The sequence below is a fragment of the Amycolatopsis sp. NPDC114503 genome, assembly GCF_055633655.1.
The window spans coordinates 151175-164872 of sequence record NZ_JBVKDT010000004.1; the positions used below are offsets into that span (position 1 = coordinate 151175).

General features: G+C 67.7%; 12 protein-coding genes. 2 read left to right on the forward strand and 10 right to left on the reverse strand.

What is annotated here, in order from left to right; all coding sequences use genetic code 11:
* Positions 1–5: 5 nt before the first annotated feature.
* Complete coding sequence (locus tag ACZ7OI_RS17895) at positions 6–1244, reverse strand: sensor histidine kinase (RefSeq protein ID WP_470265311.1); 1239 nt, start codon at positions 1242–1244, stop codon at positions 6–8.
* 125 nt (positions 1245–1369) lie between these two features.
* Here ACZ7OI_RS17895 and ACZ7OI_RS17900 point away from each other — a divergent pair, with 125 nt between their 5' ends.
* Positions 1370–2131: an ABC transporter ATP-binding protein gene (locus ACZ7OI_RS17900; protein WP_470265312.1), complete on the forward strand. Its 762-nt coding sequence runs from the start codon at positions 1370–1372 to the stop codon at positions 2129–2131.
* 1 nt (position 2132) lies between these two features.
* A complete protein-coding gene (locus ACZ7OI_RS17905) occupies positions 2133–4022 on the forward strand; it encodes an FtsX-like permease family protein (RefSeq protein ID WP_470265313.1) in 1890 nt (629 codons plus the stop codon).
* Here ACZ7OI_RS17905 and ACZ7OI_RS17910 read toward each other — a convergent pair.
* The 9 genes from ACZ7OI_RS17910 to ACZ7OI_RS17950 all read right to left on the reverse strand — a co-directional run bounded on the left by ACZ7OI_RS17910 (position 4008) and on the right by ACZ7OI_RS17950 (position 12890).
* On the reverse strand, positions 4008–5129 hold the full coding sequence (locus ACZ7OI_RS17910) for an aminotransferase class I/II-fold pyridoxal phosphate-dependent enzyme (protein WP_470265314.1): 1122 nt from the start codon (positions 5127–5129) through the stop codon (positions 4008–4010). The two genes, ACZ7OI_RS17905 and ACZ7OI_RS17910, sit on opposite strands and share 15 nt — an antisense overlap.
* Positions 5130–5167: 38 nt before the next feature.
* Entirely contained in the window at positions 5168–5746 is a 579-nt protein-coding gene (locus ACZ7OI_RS17915) for a hypothetical protein (RefSeq protein ID WP_470265315.1), read from the reverse strand.
* 103 nt (positions 5747–5849) lie between these two features.
* Positions 5850–6512, reverse strand: coding sequence for a response regulator (locus ACZ7OI_RS17920; RefSeq protein ID WP_470265316.1), 663 nt, complete (start codon positions 6510–6512; stop codon positions 5850–5852).
* Positions 6509–7657 (reverse strand): sensor histidine kinase, encoded by a 1149-nt coding sequence (locus tag ACZ7OI_RS17925; RefSeq protein WP_470265317.1) that lies wholly within the window; start codon positions 7655–7657, stop codon positions 6509–6511. The genes ACZ7OI_RS17920 and ACZ7OI_RS17925 overlap by 4 nt, the downstream gene beginning before the upstream one ends.
* A 27-nt stretch (positions 7658–7684) precedes the next feature.
* Positions 7685–8347: a class I SAM-dependent methyltransferase gene (locus tag ACZ7OI_RS17930; protein ID WP_470265318.1), complete on the reverse strand. Its 663-nt coding sequence runs from the start codon at positions 8345–8347 to the stop codon at positions 7685–7687.
* A 45-nt stretch (positions 8348–8392) separates the two neighbouring features.
* Positions 8393–9535 carry an aminotransferase class I/II-fold pyridoxal phosphate-dependent enzyme gene (locus tag ACZ7OI_RS17935; RefSeq protein ID WP_470265319.1) on the reverse strand — a complete coding sequence of 381 codons (1143 nt, stop codon included), beginning with the start codon at positions 9533–9535 and terminating at the stop codon, positions 8393–8395.
* A gap of 37 nt (positions 9536–9572) precedes the next feature.
* Complete coding sequence (asnB, locus tag ACZ7OI_RS17940) at positions 9573–11426, reverse strand: asparagine synthase (glutamine-hydrolyzing) (RefSeq protein ID WP_470265320.1); 1854 nt, start codon at positions 11424–11426, stop codon at positions 9573–9575.
* Between the two features lie 169 nt (positions 11427–11595).
* Positions 11596–12069, reverse strand: a complete 474-nt coding sequence (locus ACZ7OI_RS17945; RefSeq protein ID WP_470265321.1) for a hypothetical protein — start codon at positions 12067–12069, stop codon at positions 11596–11598.
* Positions 12070–12101: 32 nt separating this feature from the next.
* Positions 12102–12890: an AfsR/SARP family transcriptional regulator gene (locus ACZ7OI_RS17950; protein ID WP_470265322.1), complete on the reverse strand. Its 789-nt coding sequence runs from the start codon at positions 12888–12890 to the stop codon at positions 12102–12104.
* Positions 12891–13698 lie beyond the last annotated feature (808 nt).

Consider the following 13698-nt stretch of genomic DNA (forward strand, 5'->3'; position numbering starts at 1 on the left):
CCCGGTCACGGCAGGGGCTCGCTGAGGATGCGCACGCGCACCACCGTGGGGCCGCCGGGAGGACTCGACAGCGCCACCGTTCCGCCGACCACCGCCGCGCGGTCGGCCAGCCCGGTCAGGCCGCCGTCCGCGTGCTGGTCGGCGCCGCCCCGGCCGTTGTCCCGGATCTCCACCAGCAACACGCCTTCCTGGTATCGCGCGACGACCTCGGCCCAATCCGCGCCGCTGTGTTTGACGACGTTGGTCAGGGCTTCGCTCACGGCGTAGTAGGCGGCGCTCTCCGCCAAATCCGGCAGTCTCGTACCGACCGCGGCGTCCAGCCGCACCGGCAGGGCGCACCGGTCCGCCAAGTCGCCGAGGGCCGCGTCCAGCCCCCGGTCGGAGAGGATCTTGGGATGGATGCCGCGGATCAGGTCTCCGAGTTCCGCCAACGCGAGCTTCGCCTCCGTGTGGGCGCGGTCGACCAGCACGCCGGGGCCGCTTCCGGCGTCCAGTTGGGTACGGGCCAGGCCCAGCATCATCGCGAGCGAGGTCAGCCGCTGCTGGGCGCCGTCGTGCAGGTCGCGCTCGATCCGGCGGCGCTCAGCCTCGTGCTGGTCCACCATCCGGGCACGCGAGCGCCGCACTTCCAGCAGTTCGAACTCGTCGCCGCGTGCCGGCTCCAACATCACCCGGGTGACCCTGGCTCGCGCACCTGCCGCCGCAGGCAGCACGAACACGGCGACCGCCAGTGCGATCGCTCCGAGCGGCACAATTACCCAAGCGAGGCCGCTTTGCACCATCGCGGCCCCGGAGGGCACCCATTCGGCGGGAGACAACGCCACCACCAACGGTGCCAGGATCATCGCGCCGGGCAGCACCACGCCCACCAGCACGACAAGCAGGTCGAACACCCACAGGAGGGTGGCGAGGAAGGCGGTGTAACCCAGCTCCTGCCAGGTGACCCGTTCCCGCAACCTGGCTTTCGACCGGTGCCACCAGCCGCCCGCACCCGACGAGCGGAGGGCGACCGGCACCGGCACGGGGCTGACCCACCGCAGTCTGCGCCGCTCCAGCCGGGCGACCGGAATTCCCAGCTGGCACAGCAGGAGCAATGCACCCGCCCCGATCGCCACCGGTGCCAACGCCACTCCCACGCCAGCCGTCGTCACGATGACCAGCAGGCAGCCAACGCCCACTGGCACACCGCTCAGCAAGTACACCACCGAACGCACAACGCCGGCTCTCGACCTGTCGCGCACCACCGGCCCCCCTCCCTCGGAACCACCATAGGACGGTCGGCGCAGACCGCGCCGGTATATCCAGCACTACCTCTGAACACCTGCCTGGGCCCGTGTGCCGAGGCTCGAACCAGGATTGGCTTGAGCGCATGGGATCTTCGCCATCGCCCGAGGCCGTTCGTCTGGCGCGCCTGACCAAAGTGCACGGCTCCGCCCCACACGAGGTGGTGGCACTGAATGCGATCGACCTGACATTCCGCCGAGGCACGTTCTCCGCCGTCATGGGTCCGTCCGGTTCCGGCAAGACGACGCTGTTGCAGTGCGCGGCTGGTCTGGACCGGCCCACCGACGGCGCGGTCTTCCTGGGGGACACCGAAATCAGCGCGTTGTCCGAAAGGAAGCTCACCGCGTTGCGCCGGGACCGGATCGGGTTCGTTTTCCAGAGTTTCAACCTGATGGCTGCCCTGACGGCCGTGCAGAACGTGGCGCTGCCGCTGCGCCTGGCCCGACGCAGGGTGGAAGCCGATCGGGCGAGCAGGCTGCTCGAACAGGTCGGGCTGGGCGACCGGACCGGACACCGGCCCGCCTCGTTGTCCGGTGGCCAGCAGCAGCGGGTGGCGATCGCGCGTGCGCTGGCCGGCGACCCCGAGGTGCTGTTCGCCGACGAACCAACCGGCGCCCTGGACAGCCGCAACGGCCGCCAGGTGCTCGAACTGCTGCGGAAACTCGTCGATGACGACGGGCAGACCGTGGTGATGGTGACGCACGACCCGGTGGCAGCGGCGTTCGCCGATCGGGTGACGTTCCTGGCGGACGGCCGGGTCTCCGGTCATCTGGACGATCCCACAGCTCGAGTGGTCGCCGACCTGATGACCGCGCTGGAGGAAACCGCGCCGAAAGAGGTCGGCTGACATGCTGTGGATCGCCTTGCACACCCTGCGCAGCCGGCGCGTGTCGTTCGCGGGAGCGTTCCTCACGCTGGTTTTCGGCGTGGCCATGATTTCCGCGTCCGGCACAGTGATCGCGGTGTCGGGAGGCGAGGCAGGAACAGCCGACCCGGCAGCCCGTACGGCACTGGCCGAGGCGGGCAACCTGCTGGCGCTGTTCGCCGGCATCGGCGGATTCCTGACTATTTTCATCGTGGCAAGCACCTTCTCGTTCACGGTGTCACAGCGTCGCCGTGAGTTGGCGTTGTTGCGGATGGCAGGGGCCGATCCCGGTCAGGTCCGTCGGATGGTGCTGACGGAGACGACGGTCCTCGGCACGGCGGCGGCAGCGGCGGGCGCGTTGCTCGGCATCCCGCTCACGTCTGTTCTCCGCGACGTCCTGGTGTGGAGGCAGGTGCTTCCCGCTGGCCTCGAGCTGTCGTTGACGCCGTCGCGGCTGGTCGCACCCCTGCTGGTGGCGTTCGTGCTCGGCCTGGTGGTCGCGATCCTCGGCGCGTGGCCCGCCGCGCGCCGGGCCGGAGCGATCCGCCCGGTAGAAGCCTTCCGGGAGGCGGTCGTGGACACCCGGCCGATCCCGCGCGGCCGGCAGATACTCGGCGTGCTGGCCCTTGCCGCCGGACTCGGGCTGGTGTTGCTGTTGCCGCGCGTGCCCCCGGACGGCCAGCTTCCGCTCGCCCTGTTCACCGCCCAGCCGATCGTGGTCGGCTTGGCGCTGCTCGCTCCGGCGTTCGTCCCTCGGCTCACCGGGCTCGTGGTCGCGCCTCTGGCGGCCTTCACGGGAGCCAGCGGCCTGCTGGCACGAGAAAACCTGCGCACCGCGATACGCCGGACCGCATCCTGCGCGGCTCCCGTCCTGGTCACGATCGGAATCACCGGCTCCCTGCTCGCCGGCACGGACCTGCTCGGGGCAGCGGGACGGGCGAGCGCGGCGAAGCTGTACACGTCGCAACTGCGGGCCACCGGCAACAACCTCGACACGGCTGTACCGGGTGTCCGCGCCGCGGTGCTGGTCGAGGACACGACAGTAAGCGCGCTGGTACAGCGCACAAGCAGGGAGATGACTGCCGTAGGCGTCACAGGGAAAGGCGTCTCCGACGTACTCGGACTGGGCGCGACCACCGGCGACCCGACTCAGCTCGTCGGCGCTACCGCGATGTTGGGGAGGCGGCAGGCAGCAGGTTTCGGCTTGTCGGTCGGCGACTCCGTGAGCCTTCGAATGCCTGATGGCGCAACGGTTCTGGTCAAAGTGGTGGGACTCTACGACGGTCCGCCTATGGCCACTCCCCTGCTCCTCCCGGAACAGCTCGTGGCCGCGCACCGGCCGCTCGAGGCCCGTCTTCCCGCGCTGCACGTGGCGCTGAACAATCCAGCGGACGCCGCCAGGGTGGAAAACCTGTTGGCAGCAAAGGGTTACCGGGTGACGTCGACAGCAGCATGGCTGGCGACCGCGGCGGGCTTCCGTGAGGACGGCATGCGAATCGGCGCGGAACTGCTGGCGTGGTTCGCCTTGCTGTACACGCTGTTCGCGGTCGCCAACACGGTCACCATGTCGTTCGGCGAGCGCGCGAGCGAGTTCAGCCAGATGCGGTTGCTCGGCGCTCAACGCGCGCAAGTGTTGCGGATGGTCCTGTGGGAGGGCGCGGGAATCGCGCTCACCGGTCTCGTATTGGGAGCGGCGGCGGTTGCGCTGGCGGTGGGCGGACTGTGGCAGGCGGTACGGTCGGCAGGGCTCGACATCCCGCTCGACCTGCCATGGGCTCCGCTGCTGTCGATCGCGGCGGCCTGTGTCGTGGTGCTGCTGACTGTGTCCACAATGGCCACAACGGTGGCTCTGCGCCCGTCAGACGCGCGTTGACGCCCACGCGCTGGCAAGGCGTCGAACGCCTTCGACGAGCCGGTCCGGGCTGTGGAAGCTGTAGGACAACCGGACGGCGGGTGCCTGGCCTCGGCCGAAGCGGGAACCGGGGATGACCGGAGCACCCGCCTCGGCCGCGGCTCGCACGGCGTTTGCTTCCGGGTACCCGTCAGGGAGCGTGAGCCAGAGAAAAAACCCCCCGGCGGGGCAGGCAAATCGGAATTCGGGCGGCAGGTGCTCGCGCACTGCGGAAACGAGCGCATCGCGGCGAAGGCGCAGCTGCTCTCGCAGACGTTGCACATGACCTTGGTAGGCACCGCTGGCCAGCAAGCCCGCGACTGTGACAGCCGCCAAATGATTCAGGCCTCCGCCGCTGCTGAACACCGCGCTTTCGGCCAGTCGGCTCGCCGTACTGGCGTCGGCGGCGAGCCAGCCAAGGCGCAGGCCCGGGGCAAGTGACTTGGAGAACGTCCCAAGCCGCAGGACACCCTCGTATCCGGCAAGGGCCGCGACGGAGGGCGGCGGAGCCGCGCCGAACGCAATGTCCGCATAAGCGTCGTCCTCGACGACCAGCACCCCATGGCGCTTGGCCACATCGATCAGTGCTTCGCGGCGTGTGCTGGGCAGGACAATCCCAGTGGGGTTCTGGAACGTCGGTAGCAGGTACACGAATGTCGCAGAGCATGCTCGCAGCGCTTGGTCCAGTGCCGACGGGACCATGCCCTCGGCGTCCATCCGGACTTGGCAGACTGTCATGCCGCGGCTGGCGAAGATCCGGGTCCCGTAGTCGTAGGACAGTGCGTCCGCCACGACGGTGTCACCGGCGGGCTTGGACCAACGAGCCAATAGATCCAGGGTGGTAGACGTGCCGGCCGTGATCACCAGCTGGGCCGAGTGGCACGACAGGCCGTCCGCGTCGGCGATCCGGTGGGCCAGCGCTTCCCGCAGCGGCAACGGCCCCCGGTTCTCTCCGTAGGTCAAGCCCGCTGGGCCGTACTCGTCGAACGCGGCGGCGTAGGCCGAACGCAGCAAGTCGATCGGGAGCAAATCGGGATCGAGGTGGCCGGGGCCGAGATCCACCACATCGTCCGGCTCGGCAAGCTGCACGATCCCCGGAACCCAACGCGAACCTCTCGAAGCCAAGATCATTCCTCCCGGCGGGAGGAGCCGGCGCGTCGTGCGAGGACGCGGCGGCCTCGCGCCGTGCGTCCCCAGGGTTTCACAATGGACACCACGGTGATCCCGAGCAACAGCAGGGCCATGGCGATCGCGCCGATCTTGATGGGAGCCGTCAGCCCGGAGATGTCCGCGCCGGGGTCTGCTGCCGTGAGCGCGATGACCTCCTGCACCCATTGAGACAGGAAGAACGTGGCGAACACCATGACGACGAGCGTTCCCACAAGTTTGACCAGGACCCAGTAGTGCCTGACCAGTCCCCATTTGGTGCCGAGGGAGACGACCAAGCCGGTCAGCAGGCCCAGCAGGGACAGCGGAATCAGCAGGAAACGGTCGCACATGTGCATGAGCTCGAAGGACGCGTGCCGGACAGCGGGTTCGGTGTGGGCCGAGGACACGCCGAGCACGATCATGGCGCAGGCACCGCCGAACCACCCGACGGAGCTCAGCACGTGCGCTATGAGCACGGTCTTCCGGCTGCGCGGGGACAGCCTCGCACCTGCCTTCGTCCGATCCTTTGGTCGTACGGCCTGCCGCGTGTCAGTCATCCCGGCACCCCCACCTGATCATCGGCCACAGGCTCCACGGTAGAGATCGCCAGTGGTCTCGTCGTCCGTCTGACGTCGCCTCCGCACTACGCGGATCGTGCAGTCACCGGGTTCCGACGACCCCCCACTGATAGGCGAACACCACGAGCTGCACCCGGTCGCGCGCACCGAGCTTGAGCATCGCGCGGCTCACGTGCGTGCGGACCGTCGCCGGGCTGATGGCCAGTTCCCGGCCGATGTCGTCGTTGCCGAGTCCGGCCCCGACCAGGCGCATCACCTCCAGTTCCCGAGCCGTAAGCTGCGCGAGCTCAGGATGGTCCGCCGGGACGGGGGCTGGCGCCCCGCGCAGGAACTCCTTGATCAGGTGGCTGGTCGCCGCCGGTGCCAGCAGTTCCGCGCCCGCCGCGACCAACCGGACGGCGTCGAGCAGCTTCGCCGGGTCGATGTCCTTGAGCAGGAACCCACTGGCTCCGGCCCGCAGGGCGGCGAAGACGTAGCCGTCGAGGTCGAACGTGGTCAGCACGAGCACTCGCACACCGGCCAGGTCGGGATCGGCGGTCAGTCGGCGGGTGACCTCGATCCCGTCGCACCCGGGCATCCGTACGTCCATCAACACCACGTCCGGCTTGGCGACGCACACCCGGTCGACCGCTTCCGGACCGCTGCCGGCCTCGCCGACGACCTCGATGTCGCCCGCACTGGGCAGCAGTGCCGTCAGCCCCGCGCGCACGAGCGGCTGGTCATCCACCACGACCACGCGGATCACGATCGGTCCGCCGGAACCGGCAGCCAGGCGCGTACCCGGAATCCCGCGGGCTGGACGGGCTCAGCAGTCAGCCTGCCGCCAACGGCCAGCACTCGCTCCCGCATCCCCGCGATGCCCCGGCCGGTGCCGGCCGGCGAGGGCGCGCCGGGCCCGGCGTCTGTGACCTCGACCAGCAACGAGTCGTTCTCGTAACTCAACCGCACGGACGCGGACGACGTGCCGGAGTGCTTGATCACGTTGGTCAGCGACTCCTGCACGACCCGGTACGCACAGGTCTCCACCTCATCCGGCACCGGCCGTCGTACGCCGACGACGGCCAACGACACGGCCAAGTCCTCGTGCCGGACGCGGTCCACGAGTTCGGGAAGACGGTCGAGGCGAAAGCGGTCCGTCGCGATGCCCGACGGCCGCCGCAGCGTCTCCAGCACCCGGCGCAGATCCGCCAGCGCGTCGGTGCTGCACTGGCGGATCGTGGTCAGCGCCACCCGGGTCTGTGCGGGGTTGGAGTCCAGCAGGTGCAGCGCGACCCCTGATTGCAGACTGATCAGCGACAGGCTGTGTGCCACGACGTCGTGGACCTCCCGACTGACTGCCAGTCGTTCCTCGACGACCAGCCGTTCCGCTTGTGCCCGTTGTGCCCTGACGTCCTGCCTGCGGCGCTCGTCCTGGTCGGCCCGCGCGGTCTGACGCAGCCGTACCGTGGCCGCGATCCATGCCGGGACCCCCAACCACGCCGTCCAGGCCGGCAACAGCACAACCATGTCACCCAGCCGCGACCGACTGACCTCAAACCCGACTAGTACCGCGACGGCGGCAAGCAGCCCGAGCACCGCCGTACGCACCCTGGCCGTCAGGACCAGCGCGTACGCGGCGACCGCCACCGCAAGGAAAGTCGGGCCATACGGATAGCCGAGGCGGAGATAGGCACCGCTGAGCAAAGCAGTGCCTAGCAGGACCAAGAGCGGACGCGCCCGGCGAGCGACCAGGAGGGCCACGGTGGAGGCCATCAAGACCCATGCGAGCGGGTCGAGCGGCGACCGCGGCGGAACCTGCCGCACGGCGGCCGTCACCGAACCGGCCACGACGACCACACCCAGCGACACCAGCAGCAGAACCTCGCGCAGTGGTTTCCCGAGGCACCGCATCCGCCGATTTTAGCCGGTTGCGCACACTCAGCGCTGAAAACACAGGAGATACGCGCTTCCAGTCTGTCCCGGCGTGTACTCGGTGTCGGCGTAAGCCTGATACGGATGGGTCTCCAGCACGACCCGGTCGAAGAATCTGAGATAGCGCTCAACCATCTCGCCGGCTGACGTCGTGCAGGTGGCCAGGTCCGGAACGGTACCGGCGATCGCGAACATCGGCACGAACCGGCCACCCGGTCGCAATGCCCGGACGAGCTTCGGCATGAAGTCGTCCAGCAGCTCCCGATTCTCGAACAGATCCTTCGGCAGTTCGGGGTCGAAGAACACCCCGTCGAGACTCTTCGCCGCAAGCGTGTCGACGAAGTCGAAGAAGTCGGCGTTGACGACCTCCAACGTCTGCGGCGCATCGGGGTTCTCCGCGGTGAAGAGGTCGATGACCCCTTGGTACTTCTCGACCACGAGGTGGCTGCGTACCCCCGGTCGGCCCGCGATGTGCATGGCCGATATCCCCAGGCCGAGGCCCACCTCGAGGAAGTCGGTCCCTTGCTCGGTCAGCAGGTCCGCCGAGCGGCACATCAGGTCGCGCTCCCAACCCTGCATGGCCTGGACGTCGTCGATGAGCAGCGTCACCTCGCCGGAGTCCCCTCGTACCAGGGAGACGAAGGGATCGGCCGCCTGAACTTCTTGCATGGCAACTCCAAACAGTTCGCGAAACGGGAAATCGGCGCGCGGCCGCTAACGCGAACGCGCCAGCAGGCACGCGCGGATCTGCTCGGCGGCAGCCGCCACCACCGCCCGGTCGCGGGCCAAAGCGACCCGCAGGAATGGCTCGCCCCTATCCGGGTCGGCCCAGTGGAACTGCCGACACGGCAGTACGTACACATTGCGCTCGCGCAACTCCAGCCAGAGCTGTGTGCCGTCCGCTCCGGCCACCTCGATCCGCTCGACGCTGACCCGAGCGTCAGTGTCCGGAAAGGACACTCCAGGCACATCGCGCAGCACGTCCCGCAACAGCGCACGGTTCGCCGCGATACTCCGCCACAGGTGTTCCATGCCGCCGGCCGCCGCGTCGTCGGCGAACCGCTCCACGAGCGCGTGAATGAACGGCGATACTCCCAGCAGGATGTCGGAGTACACCTGGGCCAGCGGAAGATCGACGTTCTCGCTCGACACCAGCAACCCGAGTTTCAGGTCCAAGGTCGGCCAGATCTTGCCAGTGTCCTCGATGACCGCGTAACGGCAGCCTGACGCGTCCAACACGGCGTAGTGGTCGTAGTGCGCGCGCGGATCGAATCCTCGGAACGAGGTGTCCAAAACGAGCACGACATCACGATCGGAGCACAGCCGCGCGAGGATCGCCAATCGTTCGCGCGACAGGACGTGGCCGGTCGGGTTGTTAGGCGTGGTGACGAAGACGCAGCCCGCTTCACGGGGAACGCCCTCCTCGAGGTCGCCATTGTGCAGGACATCCTCCTCCAACGGCACCAGGCTGAGATCGAAGCCGCGCAGGATGTCGGGGATGTTGTCGAACGTCGGATGAACCAGTGCGACCGTGGCAACCTTGCCCGCAAGAGACCGGGCCAGGATCTCCATGGCGACAGAGGAGGCGTAACAGCTCAGCACCCGACCCGGCCCGACCGGGTGTGAGTGCTGGCCGAAGGTGTGCAGGAATGCCCGCACCGCAGCCTGCTCGAGGTCTGCTGCAGATTCGGCAGCCGCACGGGCGAACAGTGCGGGAAAATCGTTGACGATCACCTGCTGTGCGTCACTGAGGCCCTGCCTGGCGTGGCCGTCGGCGAGGTTGAACGAGGCGGTGATGGCGAGGTGTTCCAGTTGGGTCAGGTTGGCGTTCATGGGCTTGGCGGTGTGCACCGTCATCGGTTTTCACTCCGTGGTCGATGGGCTGGAACAGGGTTCAGACGAGCTGTATCCGGTGCCGCGACAGCCAGGAGTTGGTCTGCAGCACCATTTCGGCGTCGGTTCGCGCCCTCCATCCCGACGCAAGCGAGCCTGGATCATCCGCCGCCGCGCGCACTGCGGCGACGTCGAGGAGGGGCAGGACGGGCGCCGTCGAGTCGTCGAGCAGCGTCGCCAGTTCGGCGCGCAGGTAGTCGGCATACCGGGGGTCGTGGGTGACAGGGAACGGGCTCGGACCACGTGCCAGGACCGACGCGGGCAAGAGATCGGCGACGGCCGAACGCAAGAGGCCTTTGCGCTGCCCGCCCGTGCTCTTCATCGCCCACGGAACGTTGAACAAGTACTGCATCAGGCGGTGGTCGCAGTACGGCGACCGCCACTCCATGCCTGCCGCCATGCTCACGCCGTCGTTCATCGCCGTGCCAAGTTCGTACCAAGCGGAAAGATTCACGTGGACGTACCGACGCATCCGGCGATCCTCGGCTGACTCACCAGGCAGTTCGGGTGCCGCGGCCACCGACTCCTGGTAGCGATCGGCGCAGTAACGGGGCAGGTCGAGGCGCTTGAGCAAATCTCCGTCGAAGAAACCGGTGCCGAGACCGGTGGGATGTGTGACGCGCTGGGCGAACCCCACCCATGGCAACGTGGCGCCGTCGACGACGGCGGGCACATCCACGCCCAGATACGAGCCGAACGCATCGTCCGCCCACTCGCCTGTCAGCGCCACCGGTGCCCGGTCCCGGACAGCACGACACGTCAGATACATCGTGGTGAGCCCTTCGGCCACGGGGTAGGGCAGGTCTTGTTGCGAGGCGACCATGCCCCGGCGCACCGCCGGGTCCGACAGATCCGAGGCATTGAGCAGGAAATGGTGGTGATCCGTGCCGAGCCGCTCGGCGACTTCCCGGGCGTAGGGCTCATCGACCGTTCCCCGCTGGGGGTCGACGGCACCGTCGACCTTGTCGACGGTGAAACCGACGGTGAAGGTGGCCAGCCGGTCTCCTCGTGCACGCAGGCGGCGAGCCGCCATCGCGGCTACGGCGCTTGAATCGACCCCGCCTGAAAGCAACATGCCGATCGGAACGTCGGACGCAAGCCTTCGCTCCACCGAGTCCTCCAGCAGGTCACGGACTGTCCTGACGGTGGAGTCCAGGTCCTGCTCGTGCGGTTCGGCCGTCAACGTCCAGTACCGGTGCCGATCCAGACCTCGTCGGGAAAACCGCACGAGTTCACCCGGCAGAAGCCGGCGCATGCCGTGGTAGGCGGTGATTCCCGGGGTGCCGGCGAACCCGAGCGCTTCTCTCAGGCCGTCCTCGTCCACAACCGGGTCGACGAGCGGATGGGCGAGGATCGCCTTCGGCTCGGAACCGATGAGCAATCCGGCATCCACTTCTTGGTAGTACAGGGGTTTGAGCCCCATCCTGTCCCGGACCAGGACGAGTTCCTCCCTCGAATGATCCCAGATCGCGAAGGCGAACATGCCGTCCAGGTGTGAGGGGCACTTCTCCCGCCACTGCAAGTAGGCCCGCAGTACCACTTCGGTGTCACTGCCAGTCCGGAATCGGTGGCCCAGCGCAGCGAGTTCGGCGCGTAAGCCTGCCGCGTTGTACAGCTCTCCGTTGTAAGCGACGGCAGCCTGGATCCGGCCGCCATCGCTGGCGACCATCGGCTGGGCGCCGCCGTCGGCGTCGATCACCTGGAGTCGGCGGTGACCGAGGACCGCTCGCGGCGACGCCCAAACCCCTTCGGCGTCCGGTCCGCGATGGGCGAGCGCGGCGGCCATGGCTCGCACGACTCCTCTCAACGGTGTCAGATCCCGGTGAAAGTCGACCCATCCGGCGATTCCCGCCATAGTCCCTCCCGGTTCGTCCCTGCGCACCGCCCGGCGCGGATCGCGACGCAATCATCGCGATCTGCCGTTGAAAACCCGTTGAGACACAATGGAAAGACTGTCGATCGAGTACAACGCAATAGTCCGCCCATCTGCCGAGGCGAGGTGGGCGGACCTTTGCGAAGCATCATCAGACCGCTATGCCAAACCTCGATCCCATGCCGGTGGACGTGCCCTCGAAATTCTTGTTACCGCCGAGGTCGTACCCGATGGCGACTCCGGTGCACCGCACGTCGTCGCTCGCGTAGACGCAGTCGAGGAGCACGTGGATCGAACCCTCCACCTTGCCCGAGAAGTCAGTCAGCCATTCCCGAAAGCCGACGATGAATCCTGCGGGCGACCGCCGCCAGGTGCCCAGCCCGATCAGTCCGTTGTTGCTGACGTGCACCACGATCCCGTCGCCGGTCAGGGCGTACATCGAATACTCGGGCACCGGACGGTTGCTGATCTGGATCTTGAACTCCCAGGTGCCCGCGGGGTTGCCCCTGCGTTCACCCGTGGAATCCCGGTCGGCGCTCGCGACCCCGGGGACCAGCATCCCGCTGAGCGCCGCGAGGCCGACCGCGCACGCGGGCGCACCGAGGAGAAGTTGTCTTCTGTGCATGGATTGCGTCACCACTGACTCCCGATGTTCGATCAGCCGGCAGAGGCCGGCAGTTCAAGGGGGTAAAACCCTGCTCCAGTAAGGATCTGCTCGTGGATGCGGCATACCTCAGGGGACGGGTCGAGCCCGAGTTCGTCGCGCAGGACAACTCGAAGGTCGTGAAACGCGCGCAGCGCATCGGCCCGCCGGCCCGTCGCATACAGCGAAATGATCAGCTGACCGTGCAGCCACTCGTCCAGCGGATGCTGACGGACCAGCGCCTTCAACTCCAGCAACAGTTCCCGATGCCTGCCGAGTGCACTGTCGACCTGCAGCCGGGACTTCAGGACATCCATCCGCTGCTCGCGCAGCGACTCCGCATAAGCATCCCGTTCCGGTCCGCCGGCGACGTTCGCGAGCGGACTGCCCCGCCACAATGCGAGCGCCTGCCGCAGACGCTGCGCCGCGTCCGCAGGCCGGCCGCCGCAAAACAGCGCCCTGCCCTGGTCGGCGAATCTGACGAACGCATCCACATCGGATTGATCCTGGCGGACCCGCAGCCGGTAGCCGGGCGCGGCCGTGTCGATCTTCACTCCGTCCGCCTCGGCCGACAGCCGCTGAAACTGCCTGCGCAGCTGGCAGATGTAGGTCTGGACGGTATTCACCGAGCTGCGCGGCGGACGCATACCCCACAGTTCCTCGATCATAGCGTCGATCGGCACGACCTGATTGGCCCGGATCAGCAGCAACGCCAACACTTGCCGGGCCTTGGCCGAGGTAGGCGTGCAGGTGCGGTGATCATGCAGAACTTCGAAAGAACCCAGCACCTGGAAGCGAATCATCTGACCCCCCATGTGGATTTCGCACGCGTCGACACCGTCTGCACAGGACAGTACGGAACGGGACACTCCCCAGCCATCCCCGCGGCTCGTTGCCGAACGTATCCAGTCCACGCTCCAGGCCACAAGGAATCGCGCCGAACGACGGCCCGAATCCACGAAAAGGAGTACCTGGACTACAACTTTTGACGCGGTCGCCGACAAAGACCTTGACATTTCATCGTCGCGATTCGGGTAAAGCGCAGCGAGGGCCGGAAAGTTGAACATTATTCATAATCTAGGCGACGACGCTGCGGTTTCGTGCCGCATGGGCAAGCCAGAGTACGTTTTAGGTGGCAACCGGTCGTTGCGAAGCGAGGATTTTGCCTGTGGCGGATCGGTCACAGCGACCGGTCCCCAATCGGGCTGCGGGAATTGGCGCAGCCGTTGATCACGGCATTCGAACCGCCCCTCAGAACGACGATCCCGCGCACCGGGCACCCGCAGCGTCGCCGCGACAGCGTATGTGCCGAGCAGCGGATCCGCGTGGCGGGGTTCGGCGCTGTTGTCCGGGTACCGGACCAGACTGCACACCGCCGCATCGGCCAGCGAACCGAAGCCGGCGGTGGCGGCAGGTGCGCCGTGTGCCTCCGGGATGACTCGGCGGCCAGAGCCGGAACCGCGCGATCGCGACACCGCGGCCTGCAAAGCCATCGAATCCTCAATCAAACCAGGAAAGCACCGATAGACGATCGACCGGTACGCCGCCAGGCCGCTCCCGCCGAGCCGTCCGCTGCCAACGCAAGGCCACGCATCCCCTCGGCCCACGGCC